14 protein-coding genes are annotated in these 22,696 nt (G+C 64.1%); 2 read left to right on the forward strand and 12 right to left on the reverse strand.

Features of this window, described 5'->3' with window-relative positions; translation table 11 throughout:
- The first annotated feature begins 372 nt into the window (after positions 1–372).
- The gene (locus AArcSl_RS16895; protein ID WP_193588506.1) at positions 373–9,633 is read left to right on the forward strand and encodes an LAGLIDADG family homing endonuclease; all 9,261 of its coding nucleotides are present in this window, start codon (positions 373–375) and stop codon (positions 9,631–9,633) included.
- A 37-nt stretch (positions 9,634–9,670) separates the two neighbouring features.
- On the opposite strand, the gene AArcSl_RS06070 is transcribed toward AArcSl_RS16895, so the two are convergent.
- The 5 genes from AArcSl_RS06070 to AArcSl_RS06085 all read right to left on the reverse strand — a co-directional run bounded on the left by AArcSl_RS06070 (position 9,671) and on the right by AArcSl_RS06085 (position 14,243).
- Positions 9,671–10,630 carry a phytoene/squalene synthase family protein gene (locus AArcSl_RS06070; protein ID WP_119816429.1) on the reverse strand — a complete coding sequence of 320 codons (960 nt, stop codon included), beginning with the start codon at positions 10,628–10,630 and terminating at the stop codon, positions 9,671–9,673.
- Positions 10,631–10,788: 158 nt separating this feature from the next.
- Positions 10,789–10,917: an HVO_2523 family zinc finger protein gene (locus AArcSl_RS17665; RefSeq protein WP_303645936.1), complete on the reverse strand. Its 129-nt coding sequence runs from the start codon at positions 10,915–10,917 to the stop codon at positions 10,789–10,791.
- A gap of 71 nt (positions 10,918–10,988) precedes the next feature.
- Positions 10,989–11,870, reverse strand: coding sequence for a bisanhydrobacterioruberin hydratase (cruF, locus tag AArcSl_RS06075; RefSeq protein WP_119816432.1), 882 nt, complete (start codon positions 11,868–11,870; stop codon positions 10,989–10,991).
- Positions 11,867–12,721, reverse strand: a complete 855-nt coding sequence (locus AArcSl_RS06080) for a prenyltransferase (protein ID WP_119816435.1) — start codon at positions 12,719–12,721, stop codon at positions 11,867–11,869. Before AArcSl_RS06080 ends, cruF begins: the two co-directional genes overlap by 4 nt.
- Positions 12,722–12,734: 13 nt before the next feature.
- Positions 12,735–14,243, reverse strand: coding sequence for a phytoene desaturase family protein (locus AArcSl_RS06085; protein WP_119816438.1), 1,509 nt, complete (start codon positions 14,241–14,243; stop codon positions 12,735–12,737).
- A 92-nt stretch (positions 14,244–14,335) separates the two neighbouring features.
- Here AArcSl_RS06085 and AArcSl_RS06090 point away from each other — a divergent pair, with 92 nt between their 5' ends.
- Positions 14,336–15,034, forward strand: a complete 699-nt coding sequence (locus AArcSl_RS06090) for an SDR family NAD(P)-dependent oxidoreductase (protein ID WP_119816441.1) — start codon at positions 14,336–14,338, stop codon at positions 15,032–15,034.
- Here AArcSl_RS06090 and trpG read toward each other — a convergent pair.
- The 7 genes from trpG to proS form a co-directional block, all read right to left on the reverse strand.
- Positions 15,006–15,644 carry an anthranilate synthase component II gene (gene trpG, locus AArcSl_RS06095; RefSeq protein ID WP_119816444.1) on the reverse strand — a complete coding sequence of 213 codons (639 nt, stop codon included), beginning with the start codon at positions 15,642–15,644 and terminating at the stop codon, positions 15,006–15,008. The genes AArcSl_RS06090 and trpG overlap by 29 nt on opposite strands.
- Entirely contained in the window at positions 15,641–17,257 is a 1,617-nt protein-coding gene (gene trpE, locus AArcSl_RS06100) for an anthranilate synthase component I (RefSeq protein WP_245883381.1), read from the reverse strand. The genes trpG and trpE overlap by 4 nt, the downstream gene beginning before the upstream one ends.
- A complete protein-coding gene (locus AArcSl_RS06105) occupies positions 17,254–17,901 on the reverse strand; it encodes a phosphoribosylanthranilate isomerase (RefSeq protein WP_119816447.1) in 648 nt (215 codons plus the stop codon). The genes trpE and AArcSl_RS06105 overlap by 4 nt, the downstream gene beginning before the upstream one ends.
- A complete protein-coding gene (gene trpD, locus AArcSl_RS06110) occupies positions 17,901–18,896 on the reverse strand; it encodes an anthranilate phosphoribosyltransferase (protein ID WP_119821765.1) in 996 nt (331 codons plus the stop codon). Before trpD ends, AArcSl_RS06105 begins: the two co-directional genes overlap by 1 nt.
- A 130-nt stretch (positions 18,897–19,026) precedes the next feature.
- Positions 19,027–19,926 (reverse strand): ArsR/SmtB family transcription factor, encoded by a 900-nt coding sequence (locus AArcSl_RS06115; RefSeq protein ID WP_119816450.1) that lies wholly within the window; start codon positions 19,924–19,926, stop codon positions 19,027–19,029.
- A 74-nt stretch (positions 19,927–20,000) separates the two neighbouring features.
- The gene (locus AArcSl_RS06120; protein WP_119816453.1) at positions 20,001–20,201 is read right to left on the reverse strand and encodes a hypothetical protein; all 201 of its coding nucleotides are present in this window, start codon (positions 20,199–20,201) and stop codon (positions 20,001–20,003) included.
- A 765-nt stretch (positions 20,202–20,966) separates the two neighbouring features.
- Positions 20,967–22,448, reverse strand: a complete 1,482-nt coding sequence (gene proS, locus AArcSl_RS06125; RefSeq protein ID WP_119816456.1) for a proline--tRNA ligase — start codon at positions 22,446–22,448, stop codon at positions 20,967–20,969.
- Positions 22,449–22,696: the final 248 nt, after the last annotated feature.

Below are 22,696 nucleotides of genomic sequence, written 5' to 3' on the forward strand. Positions count from 1 at the left end.
GGACGGAAGCGCCGGGAAGCGGCCGTTATCGAACCTCCTACGGCCGGGAAGCGGTCCGGATACGGATCGGAGACAAACCCCCTCGCTTCTACTGTGGTTTCCGATCACGTCACGCGTTTTTCGGAGACCAAGATCCACTTTCACTCCGCTCTAGGTACCGTTATATGCAACGCTCCGTTGTATTGGTGGTGTGTACGCGACGCCGTGACTGTCGCGGGGGAGAACTGATCAGAACCTGGAGAGGTACCGACCCATCGGGCCCGGGAAACGCAAACATGAAGGGGCCCACTCGCCGAGAGAACAATCCATGGATACCGGGAACTCACGCGGATTTCGAGAGACGCCTTGCACGCATCGTGGAGTGATGACGCAATGAGTGACGCCGAACACAGTATCGAAGATACCGATCTACCGATCAAACGCACCGAGGGAGAGACGTTGAGAGAGCGGCTCACCGACAACGCCTACGAGAACATCCTGCCGGCCAGGTACCTCCGGAAGGACGCTGACGGAGAACTGATAGAAACCCAGGAGGACCTGTTCGTCCGGATCGCGCGCAACATCGCGCTCGCCGAGGCCGTCTTCGAGGCTGAAAAACGCGACGTCGAGATCACGGTGACGCCCGAGCAGCTCAAGCCCGACCATCCCCGGCGCGAGGAACTCGCCGAGGAAGTGTTCGGGAAGGGCGTGACCCCCGAGGACGACGCCGAAACCACGCTCTCCGTCTACAACGTCAACAAGTTCGCCTACGAGACGATCGTTCCGGAGCTCCCCGCGGAGATCTCCGCGGTAGTGGAGGAGAAGTCAGAAGAGTTCCGGAGATTGATGGAGAGTCTTTCTTTCATTCCGAACTGCGTTCCTTCGAATTCGCTCGTCGCCGCTGGAGGTGGGATGAAACCGCTCGGGGACATACAGCCCGGAGAACGAGTGTACGACGACGTGGATGGAAATGCCAGCGTCGAAGAGAAATATCGGAACGGACGGAAAGCCGTCCTCGAGATAGAGACGGACGCAGGGTATACCGTACGGGCAACGCCGGAGCATTACTTCCGGATAATCGACGAGAACGGCGAGTACGCGTGGCGGCAAGTAAAAGAACTCGACACCGGAGACACGATCGCGCTCCAGCGGGACTTCCTGGACGACGATGGAGTACGCCACGCTCTCGGAACCGATACACAGCTCACGGACGGCGGGACGGCCGCCGTACCCTCTCGGGGGCGCGATCGGCTCTCTATCGACCCGCCCGAAGAGATTACTCCCGAGTTCGCCGAATGGCTGGGACTGTATGTCGGAGACGGAACCGCCCGCGAAAGCGGCGTCAGGATGGCCTTCGACGACGCCGACGAGGACCTCGTCGATTACTGGGTCTCATTAACCGAGAGCGTCTTCGGGTTCGAACCAACAGTCGGTCACCACGGGGATGCGGCGTGTATTATCGGACGTGCGAGCCGACGCGACCTGTACGACTTCCTGAACGCGAACGACCTGTTAAAAGAAAGCTCCAAAACTGCGGCGATTCCGGAGGCCGTCCTCCAGTCAGGCCGAACGATCGCAGCACGGTTCCTGCGCGGACTGTTCGAGGCCGACGGGACCGTGGGAGACAGATCGATCGAGCTGTACACACACAGCGAAGCACTCGCGTCACAGGTACAAAAGCTCCTGTTGGGGCTCGGAATACGCTCGGCAATTCGCGACAAACGCGACGGGTACCGGGTGAGAGTTCGAAAGAACCGGTGTGGGAAACACTTCGTCGAGCGCGTGGGATTCATAAGCGACCGAAAAACCCGGCGTTCAGAACGGTTCGAAACGGTCGCTGACAGCGCCACGTCGCTGGAGATACCGAACCAGAGCGAACGTCTCCTCGAGTGGTACCGCGAGAGCGATCTCGGCCACGACGCGTACCGTGATCTCTCGCAGTTCCTGATCGATCCCGACTCCGAGTACCACCAGGTGATCGGCGAGGAGCTGTTCGAAACGTACGCCGAGAAATATCCCGAGCTGTGGGACTCCCCGGTCGCAGAACACGTCGAACGCGACCAATTCTACGAGACGGTTTCTGAGATCACGGAACTGGGAACGATGGCGGTCGAGGACATGCAGGTCCCCCGCCGAAACACGTACGTCGTGGAAGGGTTCGTGAGCCACAACAGTCCGACAATAATGAACGCGGGTGACGAGCTCCAGCAGCTGTCCGCCTGCTTTGTCGACTCCCCGGACGACGACATCACGGACATCCACCAGACGATGAAGGAGGCCGCGGAGGTCTTTCAGTGTCTCACCGACGAAACCACCGTCTTCGTCGACGGCAAGGGGGTCGTCTCGATCGCTGACGTCGAACCCGGCGACGAGATCCGGGGACGAGACGGGGAGGGACACCGGACTCGCCGGGTCGAGGAAACCCACGCGTACGACGACGCACCCGTCTTCCGGGTCGTCACGGAAGCCGGAATCGAGCTCACGGGCACGCCGAACCACGAACTCTGCGTCGGTGGCGACTGGACTCGGATCGACGAGATCGACCCCGGGGACGCGCTCGCGGTTCGTCTGGACTGGATTCCCGATGTCGACGAGGAGGTCGAACTCGAGACCGTCGAGAACCGTAATCCCACAAACGAGACGGGCCGCGTACTCGACGAAGGGACCGTCGCCGAAATCGGTGTCGCCTCGGAATCGGACACTCTCCAACGTAGTCGACAGACTCTCGAACCGAACGGCCGTCCGGTGAAAACCGTCACGCAACCGTCGACGCTCACCACCGAGCTCGCCGAACTGGTGGGGATGTGGGTCGGGGACGGCTCACTCCACGAGGACGGTATCCGATTCCACCTTCGTCGCGAGGAAACCCTCGAACACGCCGACCGGCTATGCCGGGAATTATTCGACGAGGGACTCGACTGGCAGTGGGCCGACGGCTGCTACGACGCGGTGTTGCACAGCCACGAGATCAAGCGGTTCTGGCTGGAGAACTTCGGCGACGCGAAGCCCGATTCGACGACTGCATCCGTGCCCGAACCCGTCCGACACGCGGGTCACGACGTCATAACGGGGTTCCTCCGAGGGCTGTACTCCACAGACGGCAGCCTGCAGAAGGGAGCGTATCCCCGGCTGTGGAGCGCATCCGCGGAACTGATCGACGACGTCCAGCAGCTTCTCGTCGGCCTCGGAATCCCGGCAGCATCGTGGGAGTCCGACTCCCCAGAGCGCGACTACTACAACGTCGGTCCGACCGGGGAGGCCGGCCTCGAACGATTCGTCGATCTCGTGGGATTCGTCGACGGACGAACGGAGGAGATGCGGTCGAAACTGGCCGAGATCGACCACGCGGGGACGACGTTCGGGACGATCGACGGCTCGACGTGGGAAGTTCCGGTCGAGCGCGTCGAGGCGGCCGGCACCGACACCGTCTACGACGTGACCGTCGAGACGGAGCCCGAGTACGTCGCGAGCTCGGTTGTCTCTCACAACAGTGGCGGCGGAATGGGGTATGCCTTCTGGAAACTTCGCCCGTACGGCGACGCGGTGGGCTCGACCGGCGGGATCGCCTCCGGACCTATCACGTTCATGCGAACGTATGACCAGATGTGCTTCGTCCCCGGTACCAAAATCCTCACCCCGGGCGGGACGACGCCGATCGAGGAACTGGAGGAAGGACAGCTGGTGATCGACGAACACGGGGACGCCCAGCCGGTCACCGAAACGATGGAACGGTTCGTCGACGAGGAAATCGTCGAAATCACGCCGAAACGAATCAACAAGCCGATCCGCGTGACCGAGGAACACCCATTTAAAGTCGCCCGTGATAGCGGCTTCGAGTGGGTCGATGCTGGCGATCTGGACGAAGACGACCGTCTCGTCTTCGGACACTGGAACGAGGAAAACGACCTCGCTATCGAGGGGACTGTAGATCTCACCCAAGTAGCGTCCGGTCCCCTCGTCTTCTCCGACGGGGGCGTCGTGATCAACCGGGATCATTACGGCGTCTCGAAGGGAACGAAGCCGAAAGCGTTCGAATCCGAGGTCCCGACGAAGGACCTCGCGACGATCGCCGGCTGGTACCTCGCGGAAGGCAGCATTCGCTACCAGCGGGGGATCCCCTCGACGGTGACGTTTACGTTGAACAACGACGAGCGTGCGGCAGCCGAAGAGATCCAGGAGGCGCTCCGATCCTTCGGCGTCGATTCGCGGATCCGTGAAGTCGAGGACCGGAACACGCTTCACGTTCACGCAGAGCACACCAGTTTCGCAGGTTTCATCGAAGGAACGTTCGGAACCGGCGCCTCGGAGAAGTCGGTCCCCCGTTTCCTCTGGAACGCCCCTACCCCCGTTCAGGCACGTGTGCTGGAGACGCTGTTCGAGGGCGACGGACGGCTTGAAAAGCGAGGAAAAAGTCAGCGCGTCCAGCTCAAGCTGGCAAACGAGGAAATTGTCGACTTCGTCTTCCAGGTCGGAGTGCGCTGTGGGGTCCAGTTCTCACGCCACGATCGAACCCCGGAGGATCGGCAGCCGACGTACTCGGTCAGTGCGAGCGTGAGTACCGCACTCGGGACTCCACTCGAACGTCTCTTCGAGGAGGTCCCCGACGGGTTCTCCGCGCGCGACCGGACCAAGCAGGCGAACGGTCGGGAAGTCGTCGCGGTCGACGCGATCGAACGAACGGAGTACAGTGGACCGGTCTACAACGCCGAAGTCGCGGGCACCCACACGTACGTCGCCGAGGATGTCGTCGTGCACAACTGCGAGACTATCGCACAGGGTGGGGCCCGCCGGGGCGCGCAGATGGGGGTGATGCGCGTCTCCCACCCGGACGTCATCCAGTTCATCCACGCGAAGAACAAGGACGTCTCGCTTGCCCACTCGCTGCGACTCAACGACCCCGACGACTACACCCACAACTCCTTTGCGGAGGCGCTCGAGGAGGCACGGGAACTCATCGACGACGAGGGCCGGGTCCCCAAACATCTCCGGAATGCCGTCGAGGGGCATCTCTCGAACTTCAACATCTCGGTGGGCGTCACCGACGACTTCATGGAGGCGCTGGCAAACGACGAGGAGTTCACGTTCACCAACCCGCGGACCGAAGAGCCCCACGTCACGACCCCGGAGACGAAGGAGCTGTACGACATGTTCGGCCTCGGCGAGTACGTCGAGGTTGGCGAGGTGCTGTCGGTACCGGCGGCCGAACTCTGGCAGGACATCGTCGAAGGCGCCCACGAGAACGGCGAACCAGGAGTAATCTACCTCGAGCGAGTGAACAAGCAACATTCATTCGACGTAGAGGAGCACCCCGACCACCGGATACTCTCGACCAACCCCTGCGTCACCGGCGACACGCTCATCAGCACCGAGAGCGGGCTGATTCCCGCCGAGGAACTGTACGAGCAGGGCGTCGCACGCGATGTCGTCGTCGACGGCCGACTCAGCGACGACCGGGTCAAGGAGGCAAGCAGCGTCTTCCGAACCGGTGAGAAGGAGGTTTACAAACTCACGACCGAGGAAGGATACGAACTCCGCCTGACGGCCGACCACCGCGTCATGACCGACGACGGCTGGGTCGAGGCTGGAGACCTTGACGCCGGCGACACAGTCCACATCCAGAACCGGAAAGGCGAGTTCGGTCGCCACGGCTCCGGCGCCGAAGGCCGCGTGCTCGGCTGGCTCGTCGGCGACGGGCACTTAAAAGACGGCGAGGAGCGGGCGATCCTGAACTTCTACGACGAGGACGCGGAGATTTCCGAAGATCTGGCAGCCGACGTCGACGAGGTGGTGCGCGATCCGGTTGGCAACGCCGACTACGAGGTCGGCGTCAGCGAGATCGGTCGAAGCGACGAGTACCGTGGGGCACAGGCCGTAGAGCAGCGGATCCGCTCGGTACGGCTGTACGAGATGGCGGCGGAACTCGGCCTGACCGAGCAGAAGTTCCAGGTGCCCGATGCGGTGATGCAGGGTAGCGAGGAGATGGCCCGGGGGTTCCTGCAGGCGCTGTTCACCGCCGACGGCAGCGTGCAGGGAAGTAAAAAGAACGGGCGGAGCATCCGACTGGCAAGTTCTCACCGCGAATTACTCAAAGAGGTCCAACAGCTCCTGCTCAATTTCGGTATAGCGAGCCGGATATACGAAAACCGCCGTCCAGAGCAAATTCGAGAGCTGCCGGATGGAAACGGCGGTACAAAGGAGTATGAGACGAGAGCCCAACACGAACTGGCAATCACGAAGGACAATCAACAGCGATTTGCCAGGGAACTCGGATTCCTTCGCGAAGACAAAAACGATCAGCTCGAGAAGAATCTCGACGCCTACACGCGGGGACCACAGACAGAGACATTCGTGGCGACGGTCGAAGAAGTGACCCCGGATGGATACGAAGAAGTGTTCGATCTGACTGAGCCGGAAACCCACTCATTCGTCGCTAGCGGCCTCGTAACCCATAATTGCGGGGAACAGCCGCTCGAAGAATACGAAGCCTGCAACCTCGGCCACATCAACCTCTCGACGCTTGCGGCCCTCGACGCCCCCGACTGGCGAGCCTGGAGCGCCGAGCACGGCGACGAGTACGACACCCAGGCCGAGGCCGTCGAGGCCTTCCTTGAGGAGGCGATCGATTTCGAGGAGTTCGACTACCGGATCGACCGCGGGACGCGGTTCCTCGAAAACGTCGTGACGATGTCGGACTTCCCGGTGCCGGAGATAGAGGAGAAGGTCAGGGAGATGCGCAAGATCGGCCTCGGGATCATGGGTCTCGCGCAGCTGTACATCCAGCTTGGCGTCCGGTACGGCTCGGAGACGGGCAACGAGATCGCCCGCCAGCTGATGACCCACATCAACCACACCTCGAAGTGGACCTCCCACGAGCTGGCGACCGATCGCGGCTCCTTCGACGACTGGGATGACTCGAAGTACGCGAACCCGACCGAGTACGCCGAGTGGTTCGAGCACCACACCGGCCTCGACGCGACCGAATGGGAAGAAGGGTTCCCGATCCGAAACCACAACACTACGACGATCGCGCCGACCGGCTGCGTCGACGAGAACTCGCTGATCTCCACCGACGAGGGGCTGCAACCGATCAAAGAGCTCGACGAGACGACCGCGGAGTTCGAACAGTGGGACGATATCGAGGTCGGCGTCTCGACCGACGGCGGCACGAAGACCGCCACGGCGGTGTACGACAACGGGTTCGCCGACGTACGCCGGATCGAAACCGAGGGCGGCTTCAGCGTCGCAGCCACACCGAACCACCGGTTCCGGACGCTCACCGACGACGGCGAGTACGTCTGGCGCGAGGCCGACGACTTCGAGTCCGGCGACACGATCCTCCTGCAGCGGGATACGTTCCAGGGCGAGATGCGGGCCTCTCTCGACACGAGCGAGGAGAGGAACCGCCACTGGAACTCCGCGGAGGCACTGGAGCTCCCGTCGGAGATGACGCCCGAACTCGCGGAGTTCCTCGGGTACTTCATGGGCGACGGCTACGTCCACGACGACGTCGGCGTCAAGCTCGTCGTCGAATCCGATGCCGAGGAACTGGACGCACACCTGCGAGAACTCGGCGAGTCGCTGTTCGGCGTCGAACCCACCGTCGAAGATCGAGACACCAGACACATGCTCGTCTTCGGCGGCCGACACCTTCCCCGGTACTTCGAAGACAACGGCTGGAAGAAGGCCGACGGGAACGCCGGCGAGGGCGCCGCCAGCGCGTTCGTCCCCGAGGACGTTCTCGCCGGCGACGAAGCGGTCGCGAAGGCGTTCCTCCGCGGGCTCTTCGAGGCCGACGGAACCGCCTCCCGGAAGGTCGAGCTCTCGACCGTCTCCGAGACCCTGGCGAACCAGGTGCAGACCCTGCTCCTCTCGCTCGGTGTGGTGTTCGTCCGCGACGTCCTGGAGATGGAGTCCAGGGACGACCACTTCGGGGACCGTCCGCGTCACTGCATCCGGGGCGCAAACAAGCGCGAAGACAAGCGTTTCCTGGAGGAGATCGGGTTCGTCACGAAGGCGACGGAGATCGAACTCACGGCCCAATCGTACAAGAACGACACGTACCCGCCGGCGGTCGTCGAGGCGTTGCGTGACGTCGACGGATACGACGCGGTGGACAGTTCCGTGAAACACCGTGTCAACCAGTCGCCGAGAAACGGGTCGGTGTCCCGGAAGCTAGTGCGGGACGTGGAAGCCGAAACCGGCGAGACGGTTCGCCTCGATGGGCGGCGCCTCACCGACTTCTACGCGGCGACCGTCGAGGAGGTCACCGAAGAGAAGGCGTACACCAAAGACATCAGCGTGCCCTCGAACAACACCTACCTCGCGAACGGGTTCGTGACCCACAACACCACCTCAATGCTAGGAAATACGACAGGTGGCTGCGAGCCGATATATAACGTCGCGTACTACAAGAACGTCACCGACGACGTGCAGGGCGACGAGATGCTCGTGGAGTTCGACGACTACTTCCTGCGGACGCTGGAGGCGAACGGTATCGACGTCGAGGCGGTCAAACGCGAGGCGCAAGAGCAGATGGCCGCAAACGAGTTCGACGGCGTCGAGGGGCTGTCGACGGTCCCCGATGCCATCGGCGAACTGTTCGTCATCACCGAGGACCTCTCCGGAAAGCAACATGCCGCAGTGCAGTGCGCATGTCAGGAAGGTGTCGACTCTGCGATCTCCAAGACGTGCAACTTCCCGAACGACGCCACCGTCGAGGACATGGACGAGGTGTACCGGTACATCTACGACCACGGGGGGAAGGGCGTCACCGTCTACCGGGACGGCACCCGATCGAAGCAGGTGTTGACCACGCGGGCGAAGAACACCGACTTCGCCGACGAGTCCGAGGCCGCAGAGGCGATCGTCGAGCAGATCCAGGAAGTGTTCGGCGGGGTCGAGTCGTTCCTCGAGAACGACGACGTCCGGGAAGCGCTCGATACCGAGATCGAGGCGTTGCTGGAGTCGGCCGACGGCGACGGTCCCAGCTACGCCGAGCGTCGTCCCCGCCCCGACTCGCTTACGGGCGTCACCCAGCGGATCGATACCGGCTACGGCAAGATGTACGTGACGATAAACGAGGACGAGAACGGGGAGCCGTTCGAGCTGTTCGCCAACATCGGCCACTCGGGCGGTTTCACCAACTCCTTTACGGAGGCGCTCGCGAAGGTGATCTCGACGGCGTTGCGGTCGGGCGTCGATCCCCACGAGATCGTCGACGAGCTTCAGGGGACCCGTTCGCCGAAGGTCGCCTGGGACAAAGGAGAGCAGATCCAGTCGATCCCGGACGCGATCGGCACCGCGATGCGGCGGTATCTCGACGACGAGATCGAGAAAGGCTACCCCCAGCAACAGCGGCTCGAGGAGGCCGCCGGCGGGATGTCCGCGGCGGTGGGCGATGTCGACGCCGACGCGACCAGCGACGTCGACGACGACAGCGACGAGGAGACCGACGGCAGATCTTCACTCGCCGAAAACGGGACCGGCACCGGGGTCGGAAACGACGACGGAGACGGGAACGACGACGGGATCGACGCGACCCAGGCACTCATCGACGCCGGAGAGTCGCCCGAGTGTCCCGAATGCGGGTCGATGTCTCTGTACTACTCTGAGGGCTGTAAGACCTGCGAGTCCTGTGGCTGGTCGGAGTGTTGAGACGGATTCGGTACTCCGTTCGGACGGTGAAAAATAGTTAATCCGTTCCGACGGCCGGCGGATCGTGCGGCCCGCGACCGGGCCTCGGCCGTTCCTCACCGAATCCCGCGGCGACGTCGCGAAACACGGCGTCCGGATCCTTGTTCCACGACCACTTCCACCGGGTTTTCGCAAGCAGATACAGCTTCCGAGAAAGCGACAGCTGGGGCGTCTCCGAAAGGACATCGTAGTTCCGCTTGCGGATGAGCCGGTGGTGATCGGCGTACAACACCGCAGCCAGCAGAACGGCCAGCTGACAGTCCTTCGGCAGGTACTTGATCCCGGCGACGCCCTCCCGGTAGAGCCGTTCGGCCCGTCGGAGTTCCGTTCGCATTGCCGCCTCGAATCCCCCGTCCATCCGGAGGCTTTCGATCTGCGCTTCGGTGACTCCGTGTTCGGAAAGCGTCGTCTTCGGGAGGTAGATCCGATCGCGTTCGAGGACGTCCTCCCGGACGTCCCGAAGGAAGTTCGTGAGCTGGAACGCCTCCCCGAGCGCGGTCGCGTGCGGGAGCGCGTTTTCCGGAGAGTCGGGGTCCATCACGGCAGTCATCATCCGGCCGACAGCGGCGGCGGAGCCGTCCATGTATGCCTCCAGCTCCTCGTAGGTCTCGTACCTGGAGGTGTCGATGTCGGCCACCATCGCGTCGACGAAGACGTTCACGTCACGGTCGTCGATCCCGTACTCGACGCGAAGTTCCGAAAACGCCGACAGGACAGGATCGTCCGTCGGCTCCTGGCCGAGCGCAGCCCGGCGAATCCGTTCCAGTTCCGCCCGCTGTTCTGCGGGGTCCCTACCGCCGGGGTCGTCGACGACCTCGTCTGCAACACGGAAGAACGCATACAGAACGTAGGTCGCCTCGCGAACGCGCTCGGGAAGGAGTCGCGTGGCGACGTGAAACGTCTTCCCGGTCCGTTGCTGGATCGCCTTGCTCCGGGCGACCTGTTCGTCATCTACCATTTGTAGCGGTAGGGAGGGGTTACTGTCGAGGTACGATGCCGGCGGCGCATATTACACCTCTGTAGTAGGGGTGCCAATCATATAACAGTTCGTGCAAAGCGAATCCGGCCGAAGGCGAACGCGGTTTAAGTACCCGTCTTGTGGCGGGTATATATCAGTTACCAGAACGTATCCGAGCAGTCGTAGACGACCCCGTGGCTGGGGCAGACGTACTTGCAGTGACGGCGGGTCATCTGTCGCCCGCAGATGGGGCACGGTCGACCCCCGTCAGTCCGGTTGGCTGTCACAGTCTCACTGGGTGGAGAACGAACAAGACGCTTTCGCGCCGGAAGCAAAAGCCCAGACCGGTCTCGGGCCGTCAGTCGCGCCACGGCCACAGGAGTTCCGAGTCGAATCGATCGGTTGCGATCAGGCCGGCTGCCATCGCCGCCGCCAGTATCGCGGGGACGGGGTTCCCGAACCAGACGTTGATACCGCCCCACAGGATCACGAAACTCACCATGTCGTCGAGCATGAACGGCGTCGTGTTGAGGCGGGAAAGCAACCCAGCCCGGTCGAACGCCCGATCGAGCGAGACGACCGCCACCGTCGCCGACAGCACCCACCCCGCGTAGTTGGACAGCGGGACGTCATAGAAGATCCCGCCGCCGTCGTAGCCCCAGAAGCCGATCGCGACGGCACCGGGATCGAGAACGGCGTCCATCGCGATCACGAACCCGATCACGGTCGCGAGTCGAATCGGCGTCGAGTTCGCCCGCGTTCCCAGCAAAAGTAGGCAGAGCAGATACGCGTTCGCCACGAGGGGTATGAAAAACAGCGGCAACGCGAGCGGGACTCCCCCGAGCATCGGCCCGAGGCTCACCCCGTACTCGAAGTAGCCGTAGGGCCACCCCGTCCTGACGCCGACATGCTCGATGGCATACGTGTACGCCACGAGCAGTCCGAGCCACGCGCCGGCCCGCCGATCGACGAGCGGGGCCACGCCAGCAACGAGCGGAGAGCGCATGACCGCAACGCCGACGAGCAGCAGCCACGGGTTGAACGCGAGTGGATCGGGAAGCAGCCCCTCCGCGCTGGCGACGAGCAGCAGCGCGCCGACCGTCGGAAAGACGACCGCGATCGTGAACCGGTTTTCCTCGACCGTCCGGTCGAACGAGCGTTCGAACTCCCGTCGCGTGTTCGGCAGTTGGTCGCGGACAGCTTCGAAGGGGACCCACTCGGGGATGGTGCGACCGCTCACGCGAGCACCTCCGTGAGCGGCACGATCCGCCACAGCGCGCCGAGCGTCATGGCCGTACCGACCAGCGTGTTGAGTGCGGGATACCACCAGTAGGCCCGGGCGACATCGATACCGGAACGGTAGACGAAAAACACCGCCACCGGATACACCAGCAGCAGCGCACCCAGCCGGACGTCGACGAGGGCGAACCCGATCGCGGACAGCAGCCAGACCCCGCCACAGTACGCGAACGTTCGCGCCTCGCCGAGGACAGTCGCTGTCGTCTGGATCCCCGCCGCGCGGTCGGGTTCGATGTCGGGGATCGCCGAGAACGTGTGCATCCCCATCGTCCACAGCCACGCACCGACGACCGCCGCCGCCGGTGGCTGCGCCCCGGCGACGGTTACGTAGGCAGCGATCCCCGGGAGGACGTACAGTCCGTTAGAGAGGGAATCGAGAAACGGCGTCGTCTTGAACCGAAGAGGAGGTGTGCTGTACCCCACCGCGAGCAGGAAAAACCCCGCGAGCCACGGCCAGGCATCCGTCGGAGTGACCGCAAAGAGGGCGAGTCCGAGTACACCGGAGACAGTCACGACAGCGAAAACGAACCAATCGCCCTTCCACCTGGCCTCCCGGTCATCCTTTTTGGGGTTTACAGCGTCGATCTCGGCGTCGAAGACGTCGTTTACCCCGTAAAGGAGCACGTTCGCCGGGACGAGGAAGTAGGCCGCGAGCAGGACGGCGACCGGAGAGAACAGTTCCGACACCGTCGTCGCCCCGAACGCGACGCCAACGACTACTGGCCCGGCCAGATACAGCCAGAACCGGGGGCGAGAGAGCGTAACGAGGTACGTCAGTCGATCGCGACCCATGGTCGGCCTCCCGTCAGTTCGTCTCACTCGTCTCCGCCATCCGTTCTGCAGTCAGCTGACCGCTTATCAGACACATCGGGACGCCGATTCCGGGCGTTGTGTACGATCCCGTGAAGTAGAGCCCGTCGACGGCGCTGGACTCCCGGTTCGGACGCAGCAGGGCGGTCTGTGAAAGCGTGTGTGCGAGCCCGAGCGCAGAGCCGGCGTAGGCGTTGTACCGGTCGGCGAAGTCGTCCACACAGAACGTCTCCTCCACGACGATCCGGTCCCGGAGATCGACGCCGGTGTTCGCCTCGATGTCGTCGAACAGCTGTTCTCGAAACGCCGCCCGGCGCTCGGGTGTGTCCTCGAGTCCGGGAGCGATCGGAACGAGCGCAAACAGGTTGCTGTGCCCCTCCGGGGCGACCGCGGCGTCGGTTTTCGAGGGGACACACAGATAGTACGCCGGGTTCTCGGGCCAGGCGGGTTTCTCGAAGATTTCCTCGAAGTGGTCGTCCCAGTCGGTCGGAAGCACGAGCGTGTGGTGCGCGAGCGGTTCGACCTCGCCTTCGACTCCCAGGTACACGAGATACGCCGACGGCGCGTAGGTCCGACTCTCCCAGTACTCCGCGGGGTACTGCCGCTTTTCGGGAGAAAGCAGTTCCTGCTCTGTGTGGGCGTAGTCGGCGTCGGAAACCACCAGATCCGCGAGAAACTCCCCGCCACCTTCGGTTCGGACAGCGAACCCCCCGCGTCTGCCGGCGATCTTTCGAACAGGCTGATCCGTATAAAACTCGACGCCGAGTTCTTCTCCGAGCTCGACGATCCCGTCGACCACGGTACCGATGCCGCCGTCCGGGTAGTAAACGCCCATGTTGAAGTCGACGTGACTCATGAGGTTGTACAGCGCTGGCGTGTTGTGGGGCGATCCGCCGAGAAACACCAGCGTGTACTGCATGATCTGCTGGAGCTTCGGGTGCGAGAAGTACTCCTCGACGTGGCCTTGCATCGTACCCAGAAGCGAGAGGTGCCGAGAGTGTCGAAGCACCTCGAGGTCCGCGTAATCCCGAAGCCGGGGACGGTCCTTGTAGACGAACTCCCGCATCCCCAGCTCGTAGTTCCGTTTCGACGTCTCGAGATAGCGGGAAAGCGCCTCCCCGGCGCCGGGCTCGTACGACTCGAACAGCCGTTTGTTCTCCTCGAGGTCGGGCACCAGGTCGACCCGGTCCCCGTCCTTGAAGAAGATCCGGTAGTGTGGATCGAGTCGGGAAAGCGAGTAGTACTCGGCGGGGTCTCGTCCGAAGTGGCCGAAAAACCGCTCGAACACGTCGGACATCAGATACCAGGAGGGCCCCATGTCGAACTGGAAGCCGTCGACCTCCAGCCTGCTCGCGCGGCCGCCGAGCTGTTCGTTCTTTTCGAGGAGAGTCACGTCGGCACCGGCGTCGGCGAGATAACAGGCGGTCGAGAGCCCGCCGAACCCGCCGCCGATCACGACGACGGACTTCCCGGCGAGCGAGCCGAGATCCGTAGGCGAATCCATGCATCCCGATAGGTCTCTCGCAAGTGTCAATCTTGCCCCCGAGGAGAGACCAAGGCTCGAAGAATTAAGGCCGTTCCGACCGTACAGCGGGTATGGTTCTGACGGTCGTCGTCACCGGCGGGACGCGGGGAATCGGACACGCAGTCGCCCGCGCGTTCGCCGAACGTGGCGACCACGTCGTCGTCGCGTCGCGGGAGAAAGAGGCAGTCGAGGAAACAGTGTCGGAGCTGTCAGCACTCGACGGTACTGCGTCCGGCCTCCGAGCCGATGTCCGCGACGAGTTCGACGCCGAACGGTTGATGGAACGCGCCGCCCGTACGGGAGAGCGTGACGGGATCGACGTCGTTGTCGCGAACGCCGGCGTCGCCCACGGAACACCGGGTGAGCGGCCGATCGACGCGGAGCCGTACACGGCGTTCGACGACACTCTCCGGACCAACGTCCGTGGGGTGTTCGCGACGATACGCGAGGCGCTCCCGCACCTGACGACCGACGCGAGAGTGCTGGTTCCGTCGGGATCGGTCGCCCACGAGGCGAAACCGGGAACGGGCGCGTACGCGGTCTCGAAGGCGGGCGCCGAGGCGGTCGTCCGGGCGTTCGCTGCCGACATCGACGAGGCGGTCGGGGTCGTCGATCCCGGGCTCGTGGCGACCGACCTCACCGACGCGGATCGGGCTCGGGACCCGGCAGACATCGCTCCGATGTTCGTGTGGGCTGCCGTCGAGGCCGATCCGGAAACCCTCGACGGGGAACGAATCGATCTCAGGACGTGGAAGTCGGCGACGCGGTGACGTACTGCTCGAGGAAATTCTCTACGACGTCGTGGCCGACGCCAGTGAGCACGCTCTCGGGGTGGAACTGAACGCACTCGATCGGATACTCCCGGTGACGGATCCCCATCACCAGCGTCTCTTCGCCGTGTTCCGTGGTGGCGGACACGTCGAAACAGTCCGGAACCGTCCGGGCCACCAGCGAGTGATACCGGGCGGCGCTGAACCCGTCCGGGAGTCCAGCGAACACACCCTGTCCGTCGTGGTCGATCTGCGAGGCCTTCCCGTGGATCGGCGAGGGCGCGTGACCGACCTCCCCGCCGTACTCGTGGACGGCAGCCTCGAGCCCGAGACAGACCCCGAAGGTGGGAACCGTCGTGCTCGTCTCGCGGAGGACCTCGGCGGTGACACCGACGTCACGATCGTTTTTTGGATGCCCCGGGCCGGGGCTGATCACGACGGCGTCCGGATCGGCGGCCGACACGTCCGCGAGCGACGCCGTGTTTTTGAGCACCTCGACATCGACGAGTTCGGGGTCGTCCGTGGTTGCGTCGCCGACGCGCTGTTCGGAGAGATACTCGACCAGGTTGTAGGTGAACGAGTCGAAGTTGTCGATCACGAGCACCTTCATCGGGACGCCTCCAGATCGTTTCTCGAACCGATCCGGTCGACGGCTGCGAGGACGCCGTCCATCTTGCGTTCGGTCTCCTCGTACTCGGCGGCCGGATCGCTGTCGGCGACGAGCCCCGCACCCGCCCTGATGGTGAGCCGATCGACCGATTCCTCGTGATCGATCGTCGCCGTCCGGATCACGATCGCCATGTCCGCATCGCCGGTCCAGGAGTAGTAGCCGACCCCGCCGCCGTAGACGCCACGTGGTTCGGTTTCCAGCTCGTCGATGATCTCCATCGCCCGGACCTTCGGCGCGCCGGTGAGCGTCCCCGCCGGAAACGTCGCCCGGGTGGCGTCGAACGCGTCGGCGTCGTCGGCGAGACGCCCAGTGACCGTCGATTCGATGTGCTGGACGTGGCTGTACTTGAGCACGTTCATGAACTCCTCGACCCGAACCGATCCTGGGGTAGACACCCGTCGGACGTCGTTTCTGGCCAGATCCACGAGCATCGTGTGTTCGGCACGCTCCTTGTCGTCGGCGAGCATCTCCCCGGCGAGCCTGCGGTCCTCGGCGGGGCTATCGCCCCGGGGACCGGTGCCGGCGATGGGGTTCGACACGAGTCGACGCCCCTGGACAGAAACGAGCGTCTCCGGGCTCGCGCCGACGATCGACCGGTCCCCATACGACAGGAGGTACATGTACGGCGACGGGTTCACCTCCCGAAGCGACGCGTACAGCGCCAGCGGATCGATCTCCCCGTCGAACTCCCGCGTCCGGGAAATGACGCCCTGGTAGATGTCGCCGTCGAGCACGTGTCGCTTCGCGCGCCGAACCGCGTCCTCGTACTCCCCGCGGGCTCCGGCGCGCTCGGCCCGGATCTCTATCCCGTCGTCGATCGCGACCGGCTCGTCGGACGCCACAGACAGCATCTCTGCGACGTCCCGCGCCTCGGAGACGAGGGCGTCGTACTGTTCACCCGGATCGTCATCCGGCTGCAACAGTGGCGTCAACACCAGTTCGACGGTCCCCTCGACGTCGTCGAAGACAAGTGTTCGCGTCGTCAGGCAAAACTGGGCGTCGGGGACGATCGGCTCGGGACGGTCGACGCCGACCTCCTCGAGCCAGATGTCGTACACGGAATCGTACGACAGGAACCCGACCAATCCGCCGGACAACTGCTGGCGATCCGTCTCCGGAAAGCCGATCGGTTCGACGTCCGGCATCGACGCTCGAAGCCGATCCAGCGTGTCGCCCGTGTTCTCGACGTCGATCGCGTCGGCCGCCGGCCCGAACGACCTCACGTCCGTTCGATCGGGGTACACCGAGATCACGGCTTCCGGATCGTATCCGACGAAGGAATATCGGGCGTGTCGTTCGACGTCCGGACCGGGAGCGAACGCGCCATCGGGATCGCTCGAGGCGACCTTCCGTGCGCTCTCGAGCAGGAACGTGTAATCGCCGTTGCCCGCCGTGAGCGCCGCGTAGGCCGCAAGCGGCGAGATATCGACGTCGAGACTCGCCGCCATCCGAACCACCGCCGGCCCGGAGGCCCCTGCTGCGAGTTCGCAGAACTCCTCGCGGGAACGGTCGAGTTCGAACGCGCTTCCGGCGTCGACATCCGTCGACGTCACTGCACCACCTCCGGCGACCGCTCGGCGTTCCGGACGAACGTCGCCAGCGCCGTATGGTCCTTGACTCCCCCAGTGAGTTCGACGCCGCTTGCGACGTCGACGGCGTACGGTTCGGCGATCCGGACCGCCTCGCCGACGTTATCCGGCGTGAGCCCGCCCGCCAACACCACCGGCGACCGGAGTTCTCGGGTCAGTTCCCGGGTCGCCTCCCAGTCGTGTGTCCGTCCAGTTCCCCCTGCGCCCGCTTCGGTCGTGGAATCAATCAACAGCGCGTCGACCGCGGAGTCGAGCTTCCGGGCCCGGTCGGCGTCCTCGCAGTCGACCGCGACGGCGAGTTTCGTTCCAGTTTCGCTCCGGAGATATCCCAACTCCTCGGCTTCGAACTCCCCGTGGAGCTGGGTCACGTCGGGCTGGACCGTCCGGACGGCGTCGACCGCGTCCGACGGCGAGTCGGGCATCGTCACGAGCGTGGTGGTGACGAACGGCGGCGCCTCGGCGACGAGTTCGGCGGCATCGGCGAGATCCACCTCCCGCGGCGTGTCGACCGTGACGTCTGCGATCACGCCGACTGCGTCGGCGCCGGCCTCCACCGCCGCCCGGAGGTCAGCGCTGCGGGTGATGCCGCAGATCTTCACGCGGGCCATCAGGCCCCCCGCATGGTCTCGAGCGTCTCGGCGGCGTCCCCGACGTCGATCGCCTGCGCAGCCAGTTCGACACCCTCGCGCAGATCGTTGGCCAGCCCGGCGACGTAGACGGCGGCGCCGGCGTTGGCGAGGATGATGTCGCGTTTTGCCCCCTGTCGTTCCCCGGTCACGATCGCCTCGAGTTCGGTCGCGTTCTCCTGGGGCGTTCCCCCGGCGACTGCGTCGATGGGCGCCGAATCCAGGCCGAGATCCGCGGGCGTCAGCGTATACTCGGTCACGTCCTCGCCGTCGACCTCGGCGACGGTCGTGGGACCGTGGAGGCCGATCTCGTCGATGCCGTCACCGTGGACCACCAGCGCACGCTCGACGGGCATCCTGGTGAGCGAACCGGCGATCCGCGGCACGAGATCCGGATCGTACACACCCAGCACCTGTGCCTCCGCGCCCGCCGGGTTCGTCAGCGGGCCCAGCACGTTGAACACGGTCCGCATCGACAGCTCCCGCCGGGGCCCGATAACCGCCTTCATCGCCGGATGGAACACCGGAGCGAGCATGAAGCCGATCCCGTCGGACTCGATCATCCGCTCGACTGCCGGCGGTTCGGCGTCGATCTCCACGCCCGCCACCTCGAGGACGTCGGCGCTGCCCGACGAGGAGGAGACCGAGTAGTTGCCGTGTTTGGCGACTGCCGCCCCCGCCCCGGCGGCGACGATCGCGCTGGTCGTCGAGACGTTGATGGTGTCGTGATCGTCCCCGCCGGTGCCACAGGTGTCCACAAGCGGCGCACGGTCCGGCTCGATCGTCCGGGCCGCTTCCCGCATTCCCTGGGCGAAGCCGGCGACCTCCGTGTCGGTTTCTCCTTTCGCCCGGAGCGCCGCCAGCAGCGCCCCGATCTGTGCCTCCGTCGCCTCCTCGAACACGAGCGAGGCGGCCTCCCGCGCCTCTGTCAGACTCAGATCCTCTCCCTCCGTCACCCGTTCGATGTACGTTTCGATAGCCATATTATTACACCAATGTATGAGTTCGTCTTGTAATGTACAAGTCTGCTCATCAATAAAAGGCTGTCGGCAGCGGCTGATGGATCGGCACAAGCAGGTTCGAGTCCGCCATCGGCGGAAACCCCGATCAGCGATCGACGTCGACGACGGAGAGCGAGTCGTCGACGACCACCGAAAGCGTTTCACCGTCCTCCCTGTAGGTGACCACGGCCTGGAACGGGTCCCGGCTCCGGATCCGTGCGCGATCGGTGTCTATCGCCGCGTACTCCCAGATCTCGTGTCCGTCGATCGTTTTGTCCTGCTCGGAGTGAAAGGCGACGACAGCCGGATGATCGAGGAGGGACTGGCTCAGTCCACCCACTGGACTGGCCCCACACCGTCGGCAGTCGTACCGAACCACCGGAAAGTCCACCACCTGCTCGAAGAGGCCATCGGGCGCGTCCTCGGGTGGTTCCTCGTCGGGATCGACCGCGGGTTCGACAGTCACCTCCACTCGCCCATCGCAGTACCAGCAGAAACTGTTGTCGAGATGCTGAAACATCGATCGGAGATACCGACCGGCCACCTCCGGGATCTCGTCGCGGCCCACGTCGATGAGAACGCTTGGCGGGAGGGCGAACTGGCTTTTGACTGGACAGGTTTCACACTCGATTCGGACGGTCTCACCCTCGTAATACAGCGTTCGAGTGTCCCCGCAGGTCCGACACGGGTGATCAAGGGTAATCGGTTCGAGGGACCCTTCTAGTGTGTACGACCCGCGTTCGATCGCGCCATTAACCCAGGTGCCGGCTTCCGTGAGTTCGTACCCAGTTTCCGTCTTCGCGACGAACGTACCGACAAGTTTGTCGAGGTGATAGTTGAACTGACCCGAATCCCGCATCCCGACGGCGTCGCGGAGCTGCGAGAACGACGCCTCGTGACCGTCGGCCTCCCACAGCGCCCGGAGGATGGCAATGCGGTTGTCGTCCGCAAGCGCAGTGAACGCCTCCTCGGGATCCGCTTTCTCGGAGAATTCCGGATCCGACATGACTCACGTAATGTGGCTCCGCTCCCATAAATCGTGCCGCCTGTTGACGCACGGCGCGGCTGCCGGGCGACCGATCACCCGCCGTCAGTACCGTTCAGAACGGTCAACATGACCGCGCCGAAGAACGTCCCGCCGGCGAAGGTGGGTTCGGCGATCATGACGGGCAGGGCGACCAGCAACGCAATGTAGCCGATTAACCCGGCCAGAGACCGCTGATCGTGGTTCGAGAGTCCGGTCGATGCCTGACTTTGCAGCGAGTGAGACGTGTGTTGCATCACAGATAGTAGATAGAACGTGACCACCATAAATATAATCTGAATGATATTTCTGTAAGTGGCGTTACTGAAATTCCTTTCAGTACGAGCGCACGGGAAGTTCTCCAATTTTCGTGGGGAAACTTAAAAAGGAATACGGGGCAGCGTTCGACCCTGCAGCGGCTCGGCCTCGAGAACGGTTTCTATAGCGGATCGAACGAAGCCCGGAGAGCGAACCAAGCCTGGAGAGCGAACAATGGCTGTAAAATATTTAAAACAAGGGAATCCCACCGGCGGCGAGCGGAGCGAGGCGCGAGTGAAACGAGCGCCTCGGAACTGCGAACGGGGAGCGTAGCGACCCGTGAGCGGAGCGAGGCGCGAGTGAAACGAGCGCCTCGGAACTGCGAACGGGGAGCGTAGCGACCCGTGAGCGGAGCGAGGCGCGAGTGAAACGAGCGCCTCGGAACTGCGAACGGGGAGCGTAGCGACCCGTGAGCGGAGCGAGGCGCGAGTGAAACGAGCGCCTCGGAACTGCGAACGGGGAGCGTAGCGACCCGTGAGCGGAGCGAGGCGCGAGTGAAACGAGCGCCTCGGAACTGCGAACGGGGAGCGTAGCGACCCGTGAGCGGAGCGAGGCGCGAGTGAAACGAGCGCCTCGGAACTGCGAACGGGGAGCGTAGCGACCCGTGAGCGGAGCGAGCCGCCGGCTTTTTTGGTCGAGCTTTTTTGGCGGGGGTCGAGGGCGCTCTTCGAGCGCCCGAGGCCCCCGTTAAAAAAGGTCGGGGTTTAGTAGGACTTCGCGAAGTACGCCGTCCGTTCGGCGTCGTCGTCACAGACCGCACACGTCTCGTCGTGATCGCCGTCGGCGAGGTCGTCCTCCTCTTCGAAGGGCACCATTACGATCTCGGCGGCGATCTGATCTTTGACCTCGGTTTCACACGCCTCCTCGCCGCACCACGGCGCTTTCACGTACCCGCCGTGCTGACCGATCGTCCCGAGAATCTCGTCGCGGGTGTCCGCTTCCCGGACACCGTCCTCGAGGATCTCTTCGGCGGTGGCGTACAGCTTCGCGTACACCTCGTCGAGATGGTCCTGCACCGTCTCGTCTGCGTTCTCGCGATCCTCGACGGTCGACTCGCCGTCGGGGCGGTGAACCAGGGTGAGTTCGTCGTCGTCGACCTCATTGGGGCCGATCTCGATCCGGAGCGGGACGCCCTTCAGCTCCCACTCGTTGAACTTGAAACCGGGGTTGCGCCCCTCCCGGTCGTCAAGTTTGACGCGCACGCCATCTTCCTCGAGCTCCGCGGTCAGCTCCTCGGCGTACTCGAGTACCTCGTCTTTGGTGTCGGACTGCCAGATCGGGACGACGACGACCTGCTCGGGCGCCACTGTCGGGGGGAGCACGAGCCCCTGGTCGTCCGAGTGGGTCATGATCAAGGCGCCGATCGCCCGCCAGGAGATCCCCCAGGAGGTGGTGTGTGCGAGGTTCTGCTCCTCGTCCTCGTCGGCGTAGGTGATGTCGAACGCCTCCGCGAACGATGTCCCGAGGTAGTGGCTCGTCGATCCCTGGACCGACTTGCCGTCGGGCATGAGCGCCTCGATGGTCGTGGTCGTGTGGGCGCCGGGGAACTTGTCGTGTTCGGGCTTTTCTCCCTTGAGGACGGGCATCGCCAGCAGGTCCTCGTAGGTCGATTCGTACTGGTCGAGCCGGCGGAACGTCTCCTCGAGAGCGTCCTCGCGGGACCGATGGGCGGTGTGGCCCTCCTGCCAGAGGAACTCCTTGGTCCGGAAGAACGGCTTCGTCTCGGTTGCCTCCCAGCGGACGACCCCACACCACTGGTTCACGCGAAGCGGGAGGTCGCGGTGGCTGCGGATCCACTGGCTCATGTACGGCGTGATGATCGACTCGCTGGTGGGCCGGACGGCGAGCCGCTCTTCGAGCTCATCGTGACCGCCGTGGGTGACCCACGCCACCTCGGGGTCGAACCCCTCGATGATGTCTTTCTCCCGCTGGAGATACGATTCGGGGATGAAAACGGGGAAGTAGGCGTTCCGGACGCCCGTCGACTTGAACTGCTCGTCGAGGTCGTCCCGGATCGCCTCCCACAGCGCGTAGCCGCGGGGCCGGGTGATGATGAAGCCGCTCATTCCCTCGGGGCCGTAGCTCGCGAGTTTTGCCTTCCGGACGACCTCGGCGTACCACTCGCCAGTCTCGTGTTCCTTGCTTTTAGTGATGCCGAGTTCCTGCTCGGTTGTCGGTTCGCTCATTACCGTATCCGTCTCGGTTGTGGAACTTAAACGGACCGAAGGGATGAGGGAAGCTCACATCCCGTGGGCGATCGACACTGACCGGACAGGTTCGGGACAGAACGGTCGTCGGTGACTGTTCTCGGCACCGTCACCGGCAACGAGGTCGACCGCTGGATCGCCGAACGGCTGGTTGCCGCCCGAGGTCGGGGGAGAGTTCGATGCCGGGAGCCGAAGCGCTCCCGGGTTCGAACCGGGACGGTTTAGTC

The sequence above is a fragment of the Halalkaliarchaeum desulfuricum genome, from assembly GCF_002952775.1.
Taxonomy (GTDB): domain Archaea; phylum Halobacteriota; class Halobacteria; order Halobacteriales; family Haloferacaceae; genus Halalkaliarchaeum; species Halalkaliarchaeum desulfuricum.